This is a genomic window from Paenibacillus sp. 37 (genome assembly GCF_008386395.1).
Classification (GTDB): domain Bacteria; phylum Bacillota; class Bacilli; order Paenibacillales; family Paenibacillaceae; genus Paenibacillus; species Paenibacillus amylolyticus_B.
Genome location: NZ_CP043761.1, coordinates 3,528,337 through 3,548,087 on the forward strand (window position 1 = coordinate 3,528,337; position 19,751 = coordinate 3,548,087).

Consider the following 19,751-nt stretch of genomic DNA (forward strand, 5'->3'; position numbering starts at 1 on the left):
AATGAAATGGACCAGTAAAAAAATCCTAAAACAAAATGTGACCAAATGCCGTCCGTAAGAGTGTTAGAGGTATAAAGGAGGGCATAACAACCATGCAGCGATCAGTGCCCCAGCTGGGCGATCATGTGATGAAAGTCTATGAGACATACGCGGATACGCTGTTCCGAATTGCCATGGTGCACCTCGGCAGACGGGAAGACGCGGAGGAAGCTACTCAGGATACCTTCATCAAACTAATAGAAAAAGCCCCTACATTCAACGATGCAGAGCATCAGAAAGCATGGTTGATTCGGGTCATCACCAATCATTGCAAATCCTTATTAGGCAGAGGCTGGCGCAAGCGGGAGGTCAAACTGGAGGGAGTCGATCCTCTTACAACGGACAACCCTGAAGATCACGCGCTGATTGAACTTGTGTTGTCACTGCCCGTCAAGTATAGATCGGTGGTTCATCTGTATTATTACGAAGATTATGCAATCCGAGAAATCAGCGAGATCCTGGAGATTAGTGAATCAGCAGTGAAAATGAGATTAAAACGAGGAAGACAGCTGTTAAAACTGGAGCTGGAAGGAGAGGAACTGTAATGAACGAAGAACAATTCAAACAAAACTACAAGAAAGCGGTGGATCATATGAAAACAAACGAACAAATGAAAAAACGGGTAGAGCAATCCTTGAACACGCAACATCAGGGGCCAAAACGTCAACGCAAACCATTATACATTGCAGCAAGTGTTGTTATCGCTGCCAGCATTGGATTGGCTGCGCCGAGTGTATGGCAGCAATTCAATGGACCAGCCGAACCAACTCCTCAGGTGGCAGAGGTGACTCCAGGCGCGTCGTTCGATCCGATTGTGATTCCGAAGATGGAGTTGTCGGATTCACAAGGTAAAGGCGCGATGGCAGATATGATGCAACTGGTTGTTTATGGAGGGAACGTATATACACAGTCCCCAACATTGTTGGACAGCACCAATGCGCTCAGCCTGCGCGGCGACAAACTGGGTACAACAACTGGCGGCATCAATGAGCTGAGCGGTCAGGATAAATACACAGAGTTTGCTTCCAACATTGGCGAAGCAGACATCTATGCGGTGAATGGCTACGATAAGGACTTCCGCATCATGTCTTACACTGAGATCGATGGTCAGGTGTATGCTCAACTATTCGACAAGAACAACGGGATCACCATTGGTACGGGTGCCGACCTGATCGGTAAGCTGCATCTCGAAGGTAACGTTGCCTCGGCACAATGGGAGACGTTTGATAGCTGGAACAACGGAAAACAGCAGTTTCAGCCGTTAGCAGCGGATGAATCACTGGAAAGCTTCATCTCTGCGTTATCTGCTGCCAAACCAATCGCAACGAGTCCGGAATTGGAAGAGAATCTCTACGGCAAAGAAGATCGCAAGATTATCTATCTCACCTTGAAAGATAAAACACAGGTTCCACTGGTTCTGTTCGGTGAAGGTTTGGTTCGTTACGGTAATGTTCCGGCATTCCTGGAAGTTGAGAAAGGTGCTTTTCAAGCGTTTTGGAGCAGCCTGGGCGAGTAAGGTGTCCACTGCGATACGAATGAATGAAGAAGAGCGAACAGGGCACGAAAGTGCTTTGTTCGCTCTTTTGATTATCGGTGGAGTCGTTTAATTAAAATTTTTGTAATACACCAAATGATCGGTCCACTCATCATTTTCGTGTATGAAACCTTTACGTACACATTCAAATTCCATACCAACGCTTTCAGCTAACTTTACAGAAGGGGTATTATCTAAATTGATATGTGCTTCTATACGGTGGAATTTCAAATGTTCAAATGCAATATGAAGAGCCTCATTCACAGCTTCTTTGCCATAACCTTTTCGCCAATACTGATTATGGATCGTATATCCGAAGCTTCCCCATTGAAAGTCATCTCTCGCCAAGGTTGCAATATCAATCATACCCAAATGTGTACCATCATGCTTTCTAAACACACCAAATACATAAACCGCATCTGTACGCGCTAACTCCTGGTGTCGATCTACCAGATCATGAAACCAATCCAGCGTACATTCACTCATATCCATTTTCCCTTTATCATGGCGGTATTGGGAGGGATGACGGTTTTCAAATTCATATAACCAATTTTCATAGTCGTCTTTCTGTAATGGTCGGATGACTAGCCGTTCTGTCTCTGAAATATGATCAAATTTTTCTGCTTTTAATATCAAAATGACAACTCCTCTGGATTGAATTTGTGCTCATGGCATAGCACTGAAATAGTCCATAACCACGCTGCGAAACTCTAAAGCGGCTTTGGAAATATACCTGTTTTTGTGCGAAAGCAGAGCGATCTCACGAACGAGTTGGTGTTCCTCTACCTGAAGATATCTAATGCGCTCATGCGGGTTTCTGGCTGTGCTAGGTATAAACGCGAGACCGATCTCCGCTTCAACAAGGGCTGTTAATCTTGCAGGCTCATCACCTTCATATACATATTTCGGTAAGAAACCAGCGGATTGACATACGGAATCTACCATATCACGAACCCCATACCCTTGTTTCACCCCAACAAACCACTCGTCCTTAAGTTCAGTTAACTGAATGCTGCTTCGGTCTGCATATCGATGCCCCATAGGAACAGCGACTACGATCGGATCTTCATATAGTATCTGACATCCAATGTCGTCACCTTGAATCGGAGGGGAGGAGAGACAAAAGTCCACCTCGCCCCGATGTAGAAGTCTGGACATGTTTTCTAACGAAACCATTTGTACATGGAACTGAATATCCGGCTTGGTTTTCCGGAATTCTCGCAGTATACCTGGCAATGTACTTGCCGTAGTCACCGCCAATTGCAGTGTACCCTGATCCGGATTGGAGAGGTCAGCGATTTCCCGCTTTCCTTGTTCCAATTCAAATAAGGCTTTTTCAGTTCGCTGAAGAAATGTTCTTCCAAAGTCGTTTAGTCGCAGCTTTCTCCCGATTCGATCAAATAAAGGGACTCCCAGGTCTTCCTCTAATCGTTGTATCGTTTTGCTCAGGGAGGATTGCGTGACATGCAGCTTTCCCGCAGCTTCCGTAACATGTTCGCATCGGGCCACCGTCAGGAAATATTTTAGTTGAAGAAGTTCCATTTGCACCATTCCTTCATTCCTTCTAGTTCATCAAATCATAACATATAATGCGTTGGAATAAATGAATAAGTTCAAGTAAGATAACAACAGAAGAAGGAGTGATGCACCTATGAACGTTCGAAATAAAGGATTGATGTTAGCTGTTGGACTCGGAATTATGTTGAATCCGTTGAATTCCTCCATGATTTCTGTGGCTATTTCAAGATTACAACAAGTGTATCAACTTAATTTTACAGCCGTTTCGTGGATTATTTTATCATTTTATATTGCCAGTGCTGTCGCTCAACCCGTCATGGGCAAGTGTAGTGATTTGTTTGGCCGCAGGAAGATCTTCCTCATGGGTCTTGTTATTGTTTTTGTATCATCCATGCTAGCTCCGTGGTCTCCCAGTTTTTCGTGGCTCATCGTATTCCGGATTGTTCAATCGATTGGCACAAGCATGATGGTGGCCGTTGGAATGGCGATTGTCAGAATGAACGTGACTGAAAAACAAGCCTCCGCCTTGTCCACCTTGGCTATATTCCTTTCTGGAGCGGCTGCAATTGGACCTTTTATTGGTGGAGTATTGATTCATTGGTGGGACTGGCACAGTATATTCTTCGTTAATATTCCGTTTGTCTTGGCGAGTTTTTGGTTCGCCTGGAAAACAATCCCCAAGGACGAGCAATCTCCGTCTATCTCTGGTCACATGTCCATTCGGCAATGGCTCGCGTTAATTGACGCACCAGGTATCCTGATGTTTACGGTAGCTTTGGTAACTCTGCTCATCGGTTTACTATCAGTAAATTCCACAGGAAATATTTCAACATGGCATCTGCTGACAGGGGGGATCGGGTTAATCGCACTCGTCATGTTTATCCGACATGAATTAAATGCAGCCACGCCTTTTATCCCTCTGCGAACGTTTGCCTCCTATCCCGAGATGACTTGGGTGAATGTGCAATACATGCTGGTGAACATCCTGTTTTACGCTCTTTTTTTTGGAGTTCCTACGTATTTGAAGCAGGTACGTCATCTCAACGAAGTTCATACAGGAATGAGCATGCTGGCTTTGGGGTTATGTTCAGTCATTATTGCTCCGATCGCAGGGCGCTGGATTGACAGATCGGGATCACGGCCAGCTCTGATCGTATCCGCTTCTTTAATGACATTTGGATCTATATTAATCGTTGTTATGAATGAAACTTCTCCAATCTTCATAATCATTGTTGCCTTAGCTTTATTTGGCATAAGTAACGGCTTAAACGCGGTCGGCATGCAAGCTGCTCTGTTCAAAAGCACACCCAAAGAAATGATCGGAGTCGCATCAGGTATTTTTAATACATCACGCTACCTGGGGACCATCTTATCGTCGTTATTAATTGGGATTGTCATGGGAGATACATTTAATGTGACAGGATTTCAGATGCTTGGAATCATCCTTACGGTATTAGCTGCATCACTGATCATCATGAGCGTACGTCGCGAGGCAGGTGCGGTGAGTCCGGAGCAAGTAAGCAAGTAAAATAGAGAATCTGCCGTGCAATAGCACGTTTACACCTAATGAATCAATAGCTCCATTGGGTGTATTTTTTGTTTTTCACCAAGTTGTCAGAAAGAGTTGATCCTTTCTTGAACGTTTAGGGTAGAAGACGTGTCTTTGATTGAATTAGGTAAAAATAAAGATATAATAATTTTGATTAATAGGCTTGGTTAGTACTTTAAGTGCATCCATATCAGATTTTAATAGGCATCCAATGCTTGCTAGTATCGGGGGCCTACAGGAGTAAACGCACTATAGGTGTGGCAAGATATCGTCATACCCAACTTTGTGAAATTTTTCGCAACTTTGCATTGAGTTTAGCCAAAGCTGATATTGAATGTTTCTAAATTGAACAGAGTTTGAAAGGAGGCAACACAAAGAATGGCTATTGATACGGTATTATGGAGCAGGCTGGTGACTGGTTTGACGCTCGGGTTCCACGTGATTTTTGCAACGCTTGGTGTCGGTGTACCTTTGATGATTGCTATTGCAGAGTTCATCGGCATTCGGAAGAAGGATCACCATTACATACTTATGGCAAAGAGGTGGTCACGAGGGTTTGTCATATCTGTGGCTGTTGGTGTTGTGACAGGTACAGCGATATCACTGCAGTTGGCCCTGGTATGGCCGAATTTTATGAAGCTTGCCGGGAATGTCATTGCACTGCCACTATTTATGGAAGTATTCGCATTCTTTTTTGAAGCCATCTTCCTGGGCATTTATCTGTACACGTGGGATCGGTTCAAAAATCCGTATATCCACTGGTTGCTGACCATTCCGATTGTCGCCGGGGCAGGCATGTCTGCTGTTTTTATTACAACAGTGAACGGATTCATGAACCAGCCTGAAGGTTTTGTCATGGAAGCAGGTCAATTCTTGGCAGTGAATCCTGTACAAGCGATGCTGAATACGGCGACGTTCTCCAAAGTATTTCATGTATTAAGCTCGGCTTATCTGACAGGAGCTGCTCTGTTAGCAGGAATTGCAGCCTTTGCAATGCTGAGAAAAGGGGTATCGGCCTACCACAAAAAAGGCCTGAACCTCATGATGGCCGTTGTGCTGGTATTCAGTTTATTAAATTCCTTAGCTGGGGATGTATCTGCCAAGTTTTTGGCTGAACATCAGCCGGAGAAGCTCGCAGCTGCCGAGTGGCATTTCGAGACGGAAAGCGGCGCAGATCTTATTTTATTAGGATGGCTGAATGCTGAACATGAAATCATAGGCGCACTTCATTTGCCGAAAGTGCTTAGCTTTCTTGCCTTTGGAGACTTTAACGCCGAGGTAACCGGGCTGAATGAATTTCCACCAGATGAACACCCGCCCTTACTTGTGCATTATTTGTTTGATCTAATGGCTGGAATTGGATTCGCTTTGCTTGCTATATCAAGTCTGTACTTCCTGTTTGTATTCTGGAAGAAACGAAATCAGTTTAACAAGTGGATGCTTCGTATGGTTGCGCTCAGTGCACCGCTCGCTTTTCTGGCCGTTGAGATGGGTTGGTTCTATGCAGAGATCGGTCGGCAGCCATGGATCATTCGAGGTTATATGCGAGTGGAAGAGGCCGCTACTTCTTCACCGAGTGTAAGAATTTTGTTTTTCGTCTTCTTGCTTCTATACATCGTGCTCGGCGTCATCTGTGTTCTCGTATTGAGACGTCTGTTCAATAATAATCCCGCTGAGCTTGAGATGGAGAAATGGTTGAAAGAGAAGCATGATCAATCAGCCAAGAAAGGGGATCAGGCCTGATGAGTTATGAATTGATTGGTATATCCGTACTCTGGCTGTTCTTGTACGGCTATCTTATTGTAGCTTCCATTGATTTTGGAGCAGGTTTCTTCGCCTTTTATGCACGCCTGACAAAGCAGGATCACCTGATTAATCGTCTGATCTCCCGTTATCTATCACCGGTCTGGGAGATCACCAATGTATTTTTTGTCTTTTTCTATATTGGCATCGTTGGATTCTTTCCGGATACTGCTTACTATTATGGCTCCGCGCTGCTTGTTCCGGGAAGTATAGCCGTCATTTTGCTTGCCATTCGTGGGTCATTCTACGCCTTTGAGAATTATGGTTCCAAAAATAACATCGTATATCTGTTTTTATACGGAGCTACCGGGTTGCTTATTCCAGCGTCATTGTCAGTGGCACTGACCCTGTCTGAGGGTGGCTTTATTTTGAAACAGGGAGATACCGTTTCCCTGGATTACTGGGCACTATTTACGAATCCATTATCATGGAGCATCGTTGGTCTAGCCATCGTGTCGGTATTGTTCATTAGTGGGTCATTTCTGACATTTTATGCATCTCGGGCAGAGGATCATTCGGCATTGAAGCTGATGCGCAATTATGCTTTGTTCTGGAGTACACCGACCATTATTCTCGCGCTGACTGCATTTATATATTTGGGTCAACACAATGAGCGTCATTTTCAAAACATGATGGATTTATGGTGGCTGCTGGCGCTTTCCGTTGCGTTTTTCATGATTGCCATGTGGCTGTTATATAACGGTCGTCGTTACGGATTAGCTTTTATATGTATCATGCTGCAATTTTTCACAGCCTTTTTCGCTTACGGCATTGGGCAGTATCCTTATATTCTTGATCCATTCATCACGATTCAGAGCAGTGCCACACCGCCAGCAATGGGTTTTGCGCTAGTGGTTGTGTTTATCGGTGGGCTGTGCCTGTTAATTCCTTCTCTTATTCTGGTCTTCAAACTGTTCCTGTTTGATGCAGATTATGTCAAAGGGAAAAAATAAAGGAGGAGCGTTCAATGAAAAGGAGAGGCAAATCCAATCTGATCTCGCAGCAAATGTCTTTACAACGAAAAAACAGACTTCTCCTTGCGATCATTTCGCTGGCCCTTGGTGTAGCTATTATAAGCCAGGCCACCTTGGTGGCTGAAGCAGTCCAGCGAATCTTTGTAGAGAAAGTTTCCTACTCATCAGTGATGCTGTTGCTTGTCCTATTACTGGTTGTTATGGCTGTACGCTCACTGTTGTCGTATGGTAATGGGAAAGTGGGCTTGCATATGGCAGCACGCGCCAAGACAAATATGCGAGCATCTGTGTTGCAGAACCTGACCCGCGTTTCCATGCCTTCAACCCTGAGTGGACAGACGGGAGGAAAGGTCAGTGTTGCTTTGGATGCTGTGGATGAGGCCGACAGTTATTTCAGTCAGTACATGCCGCGTATGATGGAAGCTGCGATGATCCCGATTCTGATTCTCGTCGTTACGTTTACGCAGCACGCCAATACAGGCTGGATTATGCTATTTACGGCACCGTTTATCCCGCTGTTCATGATCTTGGTCGGGCTCAAGACAAAGAACAAATCCGAGGAGAAGTACGCGCAACTGGCTGAGTTTTCCGGTACGTTTCTGGATTCTCTTCAAGGGCTGGTTACGTTGAAAATATTCGGGCGGGCTAAACGTCAGCAGCAGGAAATTGAACGCAGCAGTCTGGGGTATCGTGATGCCACCATGGGCATTTTGAAGATTGCATTTACAAATACGTTTATGCTGGAATCGATCGTGATGTTAAGCATTGGTATTGTTGCGCTTGAACTGGCTATTCAGTTACTGGTTTTCAAATCGATGAGCTTCCACACGGCCTTTCTCGTGTTGTTACTCGTCCCTGAGTTTTACAGTCTGTTGAAGAACACGGGAACGGCTTTTCACAGCGGGCGAACCAGTATGGGGGCGATTCGCAAGGTGGAACAGATGCTTGAGGAAACAAGTATCAAGAGCACAAAAACGAAGCCTGAAGAAGGATCGGATCAAAGCGAATTAACCGATGTCGATACAATTGCAAGGACGGAAGAGATCCGTACAGCTCGTGCCGAATTGATTCCAATGCCACCAACCATTGAACTGAACGATGTCCGATTCCAGTACGCACCGAATTCCTTTGGACTTGAGACAGGACAGATCTTGATTGGACCGGGAGAACAGATTGCTATTGTAGGCAAAAGTGGCTCAGGTAAAACCACGCTGCTTCATCTCATGGCCGGTTTACTGAAACCAGATTCGGGAGCGATTCTGGTTAACGGAAGTGAGCTTTCACACCATGATGAGGCTGCATGGTTCAAACGAGTTAGTTATATTACACAGCACCCGTATATTTTTGCAGGTACATTTGCCGAAAACATCGCGATTGGGGCGGGTCGTAACGTCTCCAGAGCCGAAATTGAACGAGCGGCAGAGGAAGCAGGACTTGCTGGCGTTGTTGCACAATTGGAGCAGGGATTGGACACGTTTGTTGGTGAAGGTGGCCGGGGGCTGTCTGGCGGGGAAAAGCAAAGACTTGCTTTGGCACGTGCTTTTCTGAAGCGACCAGCTGTTATTTTGTTCGATGAACCCACCGTAGGACTGGATTTGCACACCGAGCGGGTACTGCAACAATCCATTGCGGCATTAGCCAAAACGGCAACGATGATTACGGTGGCACACCGTTTATATACGATTCAACATGCGGACAACATTTTGTTTATGGACAATGGGGTATTGGTGGATTCAGGACATCATGAAGCACTTCTGGCGCGCCTGCCTCAATATGCGGAGATGGTGGATGTACAACGGAAAGGAGGGTTAGCATGAATGAGCTGACGATTCTGTCAAAAGCGATGATTCAGGAGCGCAAGGATATCTTGCTTTCGATATTGGGCGGATTTATCGCCGGCATAGCAGGGGTAGCTCTCTTTTCCGCGAGTGGGTATATGATATCGCAAACGGTATTTGCGCCACCGCTGTACACCTTAATTGTACTCACTTCCATGGTCAAACTGCTCGGTTTCCTTCGAGCGGCAAGCCGCTACGGAGAACGTTTGTATTCCCACAGGGCGACATTCTCCATGCTGAGCCGCTTGAGGACGTCCTTTTTTGCCAAACTGATCCCGGTAACGCCAGGTATATTGAATAAAAACCGAAGCGGGGATCTGCTTGCTAGGATCGTGGGTGATGTGGAAAGCTTGCAAAATTACTTTTTGCGGGTCGCGTATCCACCCATCATGGTCGTTATGGTGTTTTTGGCTACCATGCTGTTCACTTCGGCCTTTTCGATCTGGATTGCGTGTTTGTTAGTCCTAGGTATGCTGATAACGGCTTTTGTCGTACCAGGTGTTGTCTTGATAGGTCAGCGAAAAATACACGGCCGTGTCCGCCAGCAACGGGCCTTGCTGTCCACGGAAGTAACCGAAGTGTTGTATGGTTTCCGGGATTTGAAAGTATACGGTCAATTGGAACAGCGTGAGCAACAGCTTCAGCAGGCTTCCGCTGCATTGGCAACGGAACAGAAACAAGCCGCTTCGCACCTGTTGCGCGGGCAATCCATGCACGTTTTTGTGACATATCTCGTTACATGGGGAGTGCTAGCACTCAGCGCCTTCTTAATTGTGAATGGAGCGTTTGCCGGTGTGTTTCTCGCCATGCTGATCCTGGCCACGCAGACCGTGTTCGAAGAAGCTGCGGCAATGGCTATATTACCTCTATACAAGCAGGACAGTGAACACGCCGCTCAGCGATTGGCGGAAACGGTGCCAACCTCCGATGTGCAACCTGTACAGCCAAGCGGTGAAGTGTCAGCCGATCAGGCGGTTTCGATTGAACTATCCGGTGTTAGCTTTCAATACGAAGGGGAATGGAGACCGGCGCTGAAGGAACTCTCCCTGCAACTTGCAGCAGGCTCCAAAACAGCGATTGTCGGGCCGAGCGGGTCAGGTAAGTCAACGATTATCGATTTGTTACTCAAGCTGCGTGCACCAACATCTGGCGATATACGATTAAACGATGTTCCGGTGCAGGAACTGAATGAAGAGAGCATATGGCAAAGGGCAAATGTTGTGTTGCAGCAAAGTCATTTCTTCCGGGGAACCATCCGGGACAACCTGTTGCTGAATGGAGAAGAACATTCGGATGAACAACTGTCGGTTATGCTGGATAAAGTGCAACTGCCCAATAAATCATTGACCGACATGGTATATGAAAAGGGAGAGAACCTGTCGGATGGCGAGAAGCAGAGGCTGGCTTTGGCACGAGCCATGCTGCGCAAAGGACGGTTATGGCTTTTGGACGAACCAACGTCCTCACTGGATTACGTCACAGAGAAACATGTGCTCCAGCATCTTCTTGCACAAGCTGCTGAAGATACACTTCTCCTGATCTGCCATCGGCTTACGGGATTGGAAGAGATGGATCGGATTGTGGTCATGGAGCAAGGCAAGATTGTGGAATCGGGTTCTTTCTCCGAGCTGATGGAGCAAAAAGGTTATTTTTATGAAATGAAACAAATTGAACGACAAATGATCGGAGACGTCGGGACGTGAAAGGAATTTCAGTCTACTCAAGGTGTCGATAGTACTTTCATAAAAGACTACAGAACGTTACTGATGTTATCATCAATTAGTCGTTCTTTAGTCTTTTTGTCTATCTATTGAGAAGACTCGTTAAGCAGCGATGTTAATTTACCTTTACATCACAGCAGATGATTCAGCCGTTTTATTTTTCTTCGCAAGCGGCTTTTTCCTCAGTGTCCTATCATACAGATATGGCTTTCCGTGATATTCACGTGCATGCTTTTGTTTCTGCTTTTTATGTACATCAACCTTGATCTCCAGATTGGCAACGTTATTCTGGAATTCAGAAGCAACTCGTTTGCACCATTTCAATCCACTTTCTTCAGATGCACTGAAATGAACGCGTAATAGATATCCGTTCACCGTTAATTCAAACTTGTATAAATTCATGATATGTATCCTTTCCAGGCGGGTATGTTTTTGTTACACCAAATACGATAATCTGATTATAACAGGAACGTATGTTCTGTAAAAGTGTTATTTATGATCCCCGCAATGCAATAAGGTTCGCTAGACATCTTTGCGACAGTTCATTTAATGGTAAAATATCTAAAAATGGTTCATGTTGGGGGATATCATGTATAAACTGATGATCGTAGATGATGAATTGCTCATGCGGGTTGGAATTCGTTCCATGCTGAATTGGGAAGAGTATAATTTCTATGTTGTTGGTGAGGCGGGAAATGGAAAAGAGGCATTAAGCCTTGCGCTTGAAGTGATGCCTGATCTGATTATTACAGATATTAAGATGCCGATTATGGATGGGCTACAGCTTATACAAGAGGCCTCCTGCGTACTGAAAACCTGTAAGTATGTCATCCTGAGTAACTTTGACGAATTTCATTATGTAAAAGAGGCACTAAAACTTGGCGCTTCAGATTACTTGATTAAAAGTGAGATTACAGAAACTGCCCTTATTGACCTCCTGAGCACTGTTGGACAGAAACTGCAAAGTGAACATGTTCACCCAACCAACACACCCTCTATAACACAGGACTATTCCAAGAGCCTAAGATATCTAAAGGATAGTTTCTTTCAAGATATTGTAAGCGGATTCACTAGTGAGGAAGATATTGTCACCAAAGCGGAAGAACTGCATTTTCGTATACGTTCGGACCAGTTGGTTGTCATGAAGTTCATCGTGAATTATTACGAGGATGCAAAGCGGAAATATGTAGAGAAGGGGGAGAAGCTGCTACGATTTTCAATTCTTAATATTATGGAAGAGATTATTCCTTCGAAATGGGAGAAAGAGATTTTTGTTGAAAGTTCCTCAGAATATTGGGTGATCGTTAATGTACTTCCTGAGAGCCAATCTGTACACGCCGACTTGAATAAACTATGTAATAAATTGCTGTCTTCGATCAAGGATTTTATGAATCTATCGCTCACGGCTGGGGTAAGTAGAATGACTTCCGGTTTCCTTCACATCAGGAAGGCCTGCCAAGAGGCAGAAATGGCTCTACAACAGGGTTTCTTCACAGGAAGCAACCAGGTGTTGTATTACGATGATCTGGTTCAATCCCCAGATCGACATGAAGTTAAGGGAGCTTTAAGTCCGCAACAAGAACGAGATTTGTTGATGTTGTGGGTAAGCAAAGACAACAAAAAGGCGGAAGAGTTCCTTGAAGGAATCCGATCCAATCTCGAACAACTGCGAGCAGATGAGAATAGCATTCGCAAGCAATATATCATGGTAATGGAAACGATACATTCCCATCTATCCCGAGCTACGGAAAGAGGTGCACCTTCTTTAACAGAGAAATCACCCTATGAAATCGTTCTAAAGGGGGAGTATTGGGAGGATATCCACCAAGATATGCTTGCTCATATTGCGTATTACTTCCAAACCGATTCCCAAATCAAACAGGAAAGCACTTACACCGATCTCGCCACTGAATTGATCGACAAGTATTATGCGGAAGATATCTCACTGCAAAGTATCGCTAGCCAAATCAGTGTGAATCCGTCGTATCTCAGCCGTGTGTTCAAACAGGAACGAGGAGAGAACTTTATTACGTACTTGACCCGAGTTCGAATTGAACATGCGAAGGCGTATCTATTGAGCAGAGGAATGAGAGTGTATGAAATCGCAGAAAAGGTGGGCTACCATAATTACACGTACTTCAGTAAGATTTTCAAAAAATCGGTAGGTGTCACTCCTGAGGAATATCGAGAATTACAGCAGGGATGAATGTAATCGGTGAATAGAGGTGCAGCATATGAAGCATGTTCGACCCTTCCGGATCAAGTACAAAATTATGGTGATCTGTATGACGGTCATTATCCTTCCAGTGTTGGTGATGACAATCAATTCGTATTACTCCTCAGAGCGTTTATTGGCACAGAACTATACAACGCTGCTAAACGATCTGGCCAAACAAACGAATATTCGCATTGACGAGTTCCTCAAGGAGATTGAGAAAATTTCGCTGCTAGCCAGCAATGGGCTTAGTGACAATCTGTCTGCGACTCATGAAGGGAGTTTTCCGATCCAGGATTTCCTGCGAGAGGGTGATGAACAACATGAGATCGCCGCATACAACATTCTGATGAATTATATCATGATGAAGGATCGCGTATTCTCCATCTACCTCTACAATATGAACGGGGGTCAAGACCTTTTTGTCAGTCCACATCAACCCATTGATCCAAACTTCAAAGTATCGAACGAATTATGGTTTAAAAAGTTCATGCATGATGATGATCGAACCATTACTCTCACAACACGAATCGACGAGCAATTGGAGAATAAAATACTGGCAGTGTCACACGCTCGCAAAATTCATGATGTGACTAGTGGAAAACTGCTTGGCGTGATTGTTGTCAGCATTGATATCAAATTCATTGAAATCGTCAACCGCAACTTGCAGGAAGGGCTGCGCTCCAGATTCATGATCGTTGATGAGGATGACAAGATCGTATATAACGTGAACGAACGATTAATCGGGACACTGTTCCGGGACAACGTTCGTCCGCCTGAATCACTAAATGTCGTGGTGACCAGTCCCCTTAGTCAGCAAAAATGGACAACTTATTTATATATGCCTTTGGATGAGCTGACTGCTGATGGCAAAATATTGGGACGTAATCTGGTGACGCTTGCCATAGTCATTGTTCTTTTTGCTGCCGTCATATCCATCTTTTTATCTCATGTGATCACAACTCCCATTAAAAAACTGCTACGGAATATCGCTCTAGTCGAGAAAGGTCAGTTTGAACAAGTTGAACCTATTGGCTCCAGAGATGAGATTGGACATTTATCCATTCGATTTAACAGAATGTCGCATGAATTGAAGCGGTTGGTCGAACGGATGCAGCAGGAAGAAATAGAGAAAGCCAAGGCCGAGATGCGTGCGCTCCATGACCAAATCAAGCCTCATTTTCTGTATAACACCCTTGGGTCGGTGAAATGGATTGCCTCGATGCAGCAGGCTGATAAAATTGTGGAAATGACCGATGCCTTAATCTCGATGCTCCGCTATGCAACAAAATCCGATGGAACTCTCGTAACCATTCGTGAGGAACTCGATAATATAACGAATTATGTAACGATCCAGAATGTCAGGTACTATGATTGTATTCAGATGAGATATGAAATTGAGGATAGAGTGTTGGATTATCGGATGCCCAAAATGATCCTGCAGCCCATTGTGGAGAATGCAATTTTTCATGGCCTGGCCGAGTTAGAGGAAGACGGAATCATCACCATTCGGATTCAACTGCGGGTGGATGAAGTTGTCATTGAAATCTGCGATAATGGTGTCGGTATGGATCATCATACGATGCAGAATCTATTGGAAGAAAAGTCCAGTGCAAGTACGGGAACCAATGGGATTGGATTGCATAATGTGCAGCGGCGAATTCAACTTCATTTTGGGAAACCTTATGGTATACAGGTGGAGAGTAAAATAGGTGAAGGTACCATTTTCTCCATTCTGCTGCCTGCCATCATAGAAGCCAAATAGTCATTGATGCTTTCATTTATGCATCTCATAATGCGATACAGCGTTCATAAACATAAGTTTAGATATAAACAAAGGGCTCGCAGTATGAACTGCAAGCCCTTTTGTTCACCCTTTGACGCTACCTAACACCAAACCTTTGGTGAAATATTTCTGTAAAAACGGATACACGAGTAAAATCGGAATGGCACCCAAGAACATCTGAGCGGCGCGCCCCGTTCTGGCGTTCATCATGGACAACAGCTGAGTATAATCTGAACCAGATTTCAGCATGATTTGCTCAAAACTTTGCAGGAGGGTCTGGAGGTAACTTTGTAATGGATAATTGGCTGGATTGTTCATATAGATAATGCCATCGAACCACGAATTCCAGTGGGCAACGATACTGAACAAACCAACCGTAGCGAGAGCGGGCTTGAGAAGTGGGAGTAGAATACGTAGCAATACCTGTACAGGCCCAGCACCATCGATAATGGCTGATTCTTCAATCTCCTCGGGCAGCCCCCGAATGAAATTCATGAGGATAATCATACTGAATACGGGGAGGGCGCCAGGCAGGATCAGAGACCAGATGGAATCGATCAGTCCCATTTTGACGACCACGAGATAGGTTGGAATTAGTCCTCCACTAAATAACATGGTTACGATGAAAAATCCCATATAGATGTTACGCCCCATCAATTTTTGTTTGGATTTGGAGAGGGGATAAGCCGTGAGTACGATCAGAACCAGATTCACTAACGTTCCGATAACGGTTCGTTGAATGGCTACCCAGAGAGAGGAGAAAAATGATCCTCCAGTTAATGCAAACTCATAGGCTTTTGTCGTAAATTCAACAGGCCAGAACGTAACACTGCCTGCAGATACAGCCGCGCTGCTGCTGAATGAAACAGCCAGCAGGTTGATAAACGGCAGGATACATAGGAGAGAGATTAGGAGCAATATGGTGTAGTTTATAATAAGAAATACACGCCTGCTCATACTTTTATCATAGATCATAATGTAAGTTCCTCCTTCTTAGAAGATACGATAGCCAGCCACCCTGTAAGCCAGGATGTATGATACAGCAACGAGAACACTGGAAATGATGGATTTGAATAACCCGACAGCGGTACCAATCGAATACTGTGCCTGTTGGATTCCTAAACGGTAGACATAGGTATCAATAATATCACCGGTCTGATAGACAACAGGGGAGTAGAGATTATAGATCTGGTCAAAGCCAGCATTGAGTACGTTACCAAGCGATAATACGGTCATTAAAACAATGGTTGGCATGAGAAGAGGTAACGTAATGTAGATGGTTTGTTTCCACCGTTTCGCTCCGTCGATCACCGCGGCTTCGTAAAGTCCCGGATCAATACTGGTCAGGGCTGCCAAATAAACAACCGTGCCAAACCCGAAACCTTTCCATATGTCACTCACAATCATCGTCCAAGGAAAAATAGAAGGTGTGCCAAGAAAGGAGATTGGTGCAATCCCAAATACACTTAGAAATGTATTGATAATGCCGTCGGAGCTAAGGATATCCAGCATGATGCCGGCCATAATGACCCAAGAGAGGAAGTTCGGAATGTAGACTAGTGTTTGAAATGTACGTTTGATTCCACTGTGTAGTACCTCGTTGAGCAGTAATGCGAAAATTACGGGCACGATTATACCACCGATAATTTTAAAGACAGACATGTATAATGTATTCCAGATCGTTCTTACAAAGTTCGGCTGATTAAATATGTGGGTAAAGTTATCCCATCCTACCCATGGCGAGTTGAAGCCGAGGCCCGGATTGTACTTCTGAAACGCAATAATAAGTCCGTAGAATGGGATGTAACTAAAGATGAAGACCAAGACCAGGCTTGGTATCAACATGAGATGGTAAGCTCGCTGTTGCTTCCATTTTCTCAGCATTCGTATTCCTCCGTTCTTGGCGCGATAAAATTGTAACCGCTGCCAAGAAGAGACGAGAACATTCCCATCCCTTCTTGGTAACAGACTTTTTATTTTCCGTATGCCTCATTGACGGCCTGGGTTGCGTCATCACCTCCGGCTGCTCGCCAGTTCTGGACAATTACATCGAAATAATCGATACTTTCGCTACCCATAATGATCTTGGTGAAGCCCTCCGTCAGGATATCATCCAAGGTTGTTCCATAGCTTGACAGGATCTCTGGTGTAACACCCCATAAGGCTGTCTTCGTATAGTTTTCGCTGTCGAGTACTTTTTTGGCAAGTCCATACGCATTTTTGGGAGCCCCTTGTTGCAAATAATCACCAACTGCTCCTGGGGTGGCGTTCTCCATGAATTCAACACTGTTATTATATTTTTGCCACATACCCGAAGTCGTAAGTCCACTGGTATCCTTGGATTGAAGGGCAGCGGAGACCGCCTCAAATTGCTCGTAATCGGAATTCGGATTAAGTACACGGAACGCTCCAACAACATGGGCAATATCGTTATCCAGCAAAGCAGATAGCGTTTCTGTCGATTCCTTGCCATTGCCCTCATCCACGATATAAGCATAGTCGTTCAAAATCTGGATCACTTTCTCGGGGTTCTTGAATCCCTTCTTCATGACAATATAATTGTTGTTGGCGAAAAAGATGGATTGTTTGGCTTCCTTCCCATCGACGGTAGGAATGATATAAGGATAGAAGATAGCGTCTTTACCCAAGTTGGATACCGTATCGACACCTGGATTATAACCCCACCATTGGTAATAAGGCTGCATGCCCACTTTGCCGGCGACAATGTCCGCGTTCATCGCATTAAAGTCTTTGATTGCAAATTCCGGATCAATGATGCCTCGCTTGTACCATTCTGACCACTCAGCCAGCGCATCTTTCATCTCAGGCTGCACGGAGCCGTACACGAGTTTTCCAGTGCTATCCTCCATCCACATATCCGGATGCGCATTCCATGCAATGGCCAGAAGGTTGAGGTAATCCAACGATTGGTCTACCGCTATACCATAACCACCGTGCTTTTCCATGAATTTTAGTGCAATATTCTTGATGTCTTCCACAGATTTCGGATCTTGGACACCCAATTCTTCTTTCCAGTCGTTCCGGATCCAGATGAAGTCTGGTTGTTCAATTAATCCCCAGTGCATCTGTGGTATTCCGTACAGCTTACCGTCCTTCTTTCCAGACTCGTAACTGTCCGCATCTGCTTCCATGTAACCTTTGAGGCGATCTGAAGCGTGTTGATCAAAGACCTCGGAAAGGTCCATGACCATATCTGCTTCGACTAACTGTCTCAGTTGTGATGGATTAACTCTGAATACGTCAGGAAGATCGTTCGATGCGATAGCCAAATTGAGTTTTGTATCGTACTCATCGCTGACCCAGTCTGTTTTGACATCAATATTAAACTTCTCTTTGTATCGCTTAATCCATACATTGTTGGTGATATCATCGCCCTTTGGATATTTTGCAGAAGAGTATTCTGATGTTACGGTATGAATGGTTGTCGTTCCAGCCTTGTTGGAATCCGTGTCCGTCGTTGAACCTTTATCAGCACCGCTTCCATTGCTACAGGCTGCGAGTAATAAGGTTGACATGCACACAGACAAGACTAGAGCTTTCGTTTTCTTGTTCATTTCTTTTCCCCCTTATCAGTCGTATTTCAATAGCGCTTTCTTGAAAATATTCTAAACGAGAAAGGGGGAATGTGATATAAAGGTTATTGACGAGAACCGATATCTTTTTTTACTTTTGAGTTGTAGCGGAGAAAGGATAAATGAGCTTTGTGCACTTTTTTTACTTTGTGCTCCTTCTTTTTTTACTCATGCCTCCAAAAATTGCTTTAGATGACGATCGATAACGAGTGAATTCTCTTCGTTTGCTCCGATTCCAAAGCAGTGTCCCCACTTGGACTGTATAGGTTGATACACAGCGTTTGGCATATGTTGAACATCATACGCACTGTCTTCTGGCGTGAAAAACAAGTCACTTGATCCTGGCATAACGAGTGCAGGAGAGGTGATCTTGCTTAACGCCTGTTCGAAGTTGCCGTCATCTATGGGATTATCGCTAATGTCTCCATATATTCCTGTACGTAGCATGGTAATCAAATCGTTAGCATCGAAGGGAAGAAATACTTGATCCCAGTAATCTTCTACATAAGATTGCAAGGAGTCGTAACCCTCAGATTGATACAATTTCTCCAAATAGTACGCCTGCGAAAACCCCCATGGAGCATACGCTCTTCCCATCGCTGCGAGACCGGCAACCGGAGGGCGTTCATATCTACCATTTTTATAATTCGAATCTGCCTGTAACGCCGCGATCATTGCTTCGAATACCAACTGTGTATGGGGTCTGCTCTTTGCCGTTCCGCCAAAGGGGGCAATACGCTCGACCATCTCAGGATAACTGGTTCCCCATTGATAAACCTGCATGGCTCCCAGAGACCAGCCCACAACAAGTTTGATTTTGGAGATCCCGAATTTTTGAGTGATGAGTTGATGCTGGGCATGCACATTGTCATACATGGAGATGAGAGGAAAGTTGTTCTTATCATATGGGGCAGGGGTATTACTTGGAGAAGACGATAACCCGTTACCCAACATATTGGGCACCACGATAAAATAACGACTGGGGTCCAGTGCCTTGTCTGTTCCAATTAACCATTCATTATCTGTGTGAATTCCAGCAAACCATGTTGGGACAACAATAACATTGTCCTTTGCCGCATTTAAGTTTCCATAGGTCTTGTAAGCGATAAAGGCTTGAGGGAGCTGTTGTCCCGATTGAAGTAATGTATCTCCAAGGTTATATGTTTCATAATCGTTCATAG

16 protein-coding genes are annotated in these 19,751 nt (G+C 44.7%); 9 read left to right on the top strand and 7 right to left on the bottom strand.

Going from position 1 to position 19,751, the window contains the following annotated elements; translation table 11 throughout:
* The first annotated feature begins 92 nt into the window (after positions 1-92).
* Together F0220_RS15180 and F0220_RS15185 are read left to right on the top strand one after the other, a co-directional pair.
* On the top strand, positions 93-584 hold the full coding sequence (locus tag F0220_RS15180; RefSeq protein ID WP_105598749.1) for an RNA polymerase sigma factor: 492 nt from the start codon (positions 93-95) through the stop codon (positions 582-584).
* The gene (locus F0220_RS15185) at positions 584-1,555 is read left to right on the top strand and encodes a hypothetical protein (protein ID WP_105598750.1); all 972 of its coding nucleotides are present in this window, start codon (positions 584-586) and stop codon (positions 1,553-1,555) included. The genes F0220_RS15180 and F0220_RS15185 overlap by 1 nt, the downstream gene beginning before the upstream one ends.
* Positions 1,556-1,642: 87 nt before the next feature.
* On the opposite strand, the gene F0220_RS15190 is transcribed toward F0220_RS15185, so the two are convergent.
* Both F0220_RS15190 and F0220_RS15195 read right to left on the bottom strand, forming a co-directional pair.
* Positions 1,643-2,209, bottom strand: coding sequence for a GNAT family N-acetyltransferase (locus F0220_RS15190; RefSeq protein ID WP_105598751.1), 567 nt, complete (start codon positions 2,207-2,209; stop codon positions 1,643-1,645).
* A 30-nt stretch (positions 2,210-2,239) separates the two neighbouring features.
* A complete protein-coding gene (locus tag F0220_RS15195) occupies positions 2,240-3,115 on the bottom strand; it encodes a LysR family transcriptional regulator (protein WP_105599140.1) in 876 nt (291 codons plus the stop codon).
* A 109-nt stretch (positions 3,116-3,224) separates the two neighbouring features.
* Here F0220_RS15195 and F0220_RS15200 point away from each other — a divergent pair, with 109 nt between their 5' ends.
* From F0220_RS15200 to cydC, 5 genes are all read left to right on the top strand, one after another.
* Entirely contained in the window at positions 3,225-4,619 is a 1,395-nt protein-coding gene (locus F0220_RS15200) for an MFS transporter (protein ID WP_105598752.1), read from the top strand.
* A gap of 399 nt (positions 4,620-5,018) precedes the next feature.
* On the top strand, positions 5,019-6,383 hold the full coding sequence (locus F0220_RS15205) for a cytochrome ubiquinol oxidase subunit I (protein WP_105598753.1): 1,365 nt from the start codon (positions 5,019-5,021) through the stop codon (positions 6,381-6,383).
* Positions 6,383-7,396 (top strand): cytochrome d ubiquinol oxidase subunit II, encoded by a 1,014-nt coding sequence (locus F0220_RS15210; RefSeq protein WP_179198615.1) that lies wholly within the window; start codon positions 6,383-6,385, stop codon positions 7,394-7,396. Before F0220_RS15205 ends, F0220_RS15210 begins: the two co-directional genes overlap by 1 nt.
* A gap of 14 nt (positions 7,397-7,410) precedes the next feature.
* Entirely contained in the window at positions 7,411-9,234 is a 1,824-nt protein-coding gene (gene cydD, locus F0220_RS15215) for a thiol reductant ABC exporter subunit CydD (RefSeq protein WP_105598754.1), read from the top strand.
* Positions 9,231-10,958, top strand: coding sequence for a thiol reductant ABC exporter subunit CydC (cydC, locus tag F0220_RS15220; protein ID WP_105598755.1), 1,728 nt, complete (start codon positions 9,231-9,233; stop codon positions 10,956-10,958). The genes cydD and cydC overlap by 4 nt, the downstream gene beginning before the upstream one ends.
* Before the next feature lie 144 nt (positions 10,959-11,102).
* On the opposite strand, the gene F0220_RS15225 is transcribed toward cydC, so the two are convergent.
* The gene (locus F0220_RS15225; protein ID WP_105598756.1) at positions 11,103-11,378 is read right to left on the bottom strand and encodes a hypothetical protein; all 276 of its coding nucleotides are present in this window, start codon (positions 11,376-11,378) and stop codon (positions 11,103-11,105) included.
* Positions 11,379-11,565: 187 nt separating this feature from the next.
* Here F0220_RS15225 and F0220_RS15230 point away from each other — a divergent pair, with 187 nt between their 5' ends.
* Positions 11,566-13,182: a helix-turn-helix domain-containing protein gene (locus tag F0220_RS15230; RefSeq protein ID WP_181155417.1), complete on the top strand. Its 1,617-nt coding sequence runs from the start codon at positions 11,566-11,568 to the stop codon at positions 13,180-13,182.
* A 28-nt stretch (positions 13,183-13,210) separates the two neighbouring features.
* Positions 13,211-14,956, top strand: a complete 1,746-nt coding sequence (locus F0220_RS15235) for a cache domain-containing sensor histidine kinase (RefSeq protein ID WP_091019053.1) — start codon at positions 13,211-13,213, stop codon at positions 14,954-14,956.
* 105 nt (positions 14,957-15,061) lie between these two features.
* On the opposite strand, the gene F0220_RS15240 is transcribed toward F0220_RS15235, so the two are convergent.
* The 4 genes from F0220_RS15240 to F0220_RS15255 all read right to left on the bottom strand — a co-directional run bounded on the left by F0220_RS15240 (position 15,062) and on the right by F0220_RS15255 (position 19,749).
* Entirely contained in the window at positions 15,062-15,952 is an 891-nt protein-coding gene (locus tag F0220_RS15240; protein WP_091019051.1) for a carbohydrate ABC transporter permease, read from the bottom strand.
* Between the two features lie 18 nt (positions 15,953-15,970).
* A complete protein-coding gene (locus tag F0220_RS15245; RefSeq protein WP_091019049.1) occupies positions 15,971-16,861 on the bottom strand; it encodes an ABC transporter permease in 891 nt (296 codons plus the stop codon).
* Positions 16,862-16,950: 89 nt separating this feature from the next.
* Positions 16,951-18,552, bottom strand: coding sequence for a type 2 periplasmic-binding domain-containing protein (locus F0220_RS15250; protein WP_105598758.1), 1,602 nt, complete (start codon positions 18,550-18,552; stop codon positions 16,951-16,953).
* A 186-nt stretch (positions 18,553-18,738) separates the two neighbouring features.
* Positions 18,739-19,749: an alpha/beta fold hydrolase gene (locus F0220_RS15255; RefSeq protein WP_105598759.1), complete on the bottom strand. Its 1,011-nt coding sequence runs from the start codon at positions 19,747-19,749 to the stop codon at positions 18,739-18,741.
* Positions 19,750-19,751: the final 2 nt, after the last annotated feature.

What these genes read in the sequence shown, in the direction of transcription:
- F0220_RS15180 (WP_105598749.1), top strand. Translation starts at nt 93, where the DNA reads ATGCAGCGATCAGTGCCCCAGCTGGGCGATCATGTGATGAAAGTCTAT.
- F0220_RS15185 (WP_105598750.1), top strand. Translation starts at nt 584, where the DNA reads ATGAACGAAGAACAATTCAAACAAAACTACAAGAAAGCGGTGGATCAT.
- F0220_RS15195 (WP_105599140.1), bottom strand. Translation starts at nt 3,115, where the DNA reads ATGGAACTTCTTCAACTAAAATATTTCCTGACGGTGGCCCGATGCGAA.
- F0220_RS15200 (WP_105598752.1), top strand. Translation starts at nt 3,225, where the DNA reads ATGAACGTTCGAAATAAAGGATTGATGTTAGCTGTTGGACTCGGAATT.
- F0220_RS15205 (WP_105598753.1), top strand. Translation starts at nt 5,019, where the DNA reads ATGGCTATTGATACGGTATTATGGAGCAGGCTGGTGACTGGTTTGACG.
- F0220_RS15210 (WP_179198615.1), top strand. Translation starts at nt 6,383, where the DNA reads ATGAGTTATGAATTGATTGGTATATCCGTACTCTGGCTGTTCTTGTAC.
- cydD (WP_105598754.1), top strand. Translation starts at nt 7,411, where the DNA reads ATGAAAAGGAGAGGCAAATCCAATCTGATCTCGCAGCAAATGTCTTTA.
- cydC (WP_105598755.1), top strand. Translation starts at nt 9,231, where the DNA reads ATGAATGAGCTGACGATTCTGTCAAAAGCGATGATTCAGGAGCGCAAG.
- F0220_RS15225 (WP_105598756.1), bottom strand. Translation starts at nt 11,378, where the DNA reads ATGAATTTATACAAGTTTGAATTAACGGTGAACGGATATCTATTACGC.
- F0220_RS15230 (WP_181155417.1), top strand. Translation starts at nt 11,566, where the DNA reads ATGTATAAACTGATGATCGTAGATGATGAATTGCTCATGCGGGTTGGA.
- F0220_RS15235 (WP_091019053.1), top strand. Translation starts at nt 13,211, where the DNA reads ATGAAGCATGTTCGACCCTTCCGGATCAAGTACAAAATTATGGTGATC.
- F0220_RS15240 (WP_091019051.1), bottom strand. Translation starts at nt 15,952, where the DNA reads ATGATCTATGATAAAAGTATGAGCAGGCGTGTATTTCTTATTATAAAC.
- F0220_RS15245 (WP_091019049.1), bottom strand. Translation starts at nt 16,861, where the DNA reads ATGCTGAGAAAATGGAAGCAACAGCGAGCTTACCATCTCATGTTGATA.
- F0220_RS15250 (WP_105598758.1), bottom strand. Translation starts at nt 18,552, where the DNA reads ATGAACAAGAAAACGAAAGCTCTAGTCTTGTCTGTGTGCATGTCAACC.
- F0220_RS15255 (WP_105598759.1), bottom strand. Translation starts at nt 19,749, where the DNA reads ATGAACGATTATGAAACATATAACCTTGGAGATACATTACTTCAATCG.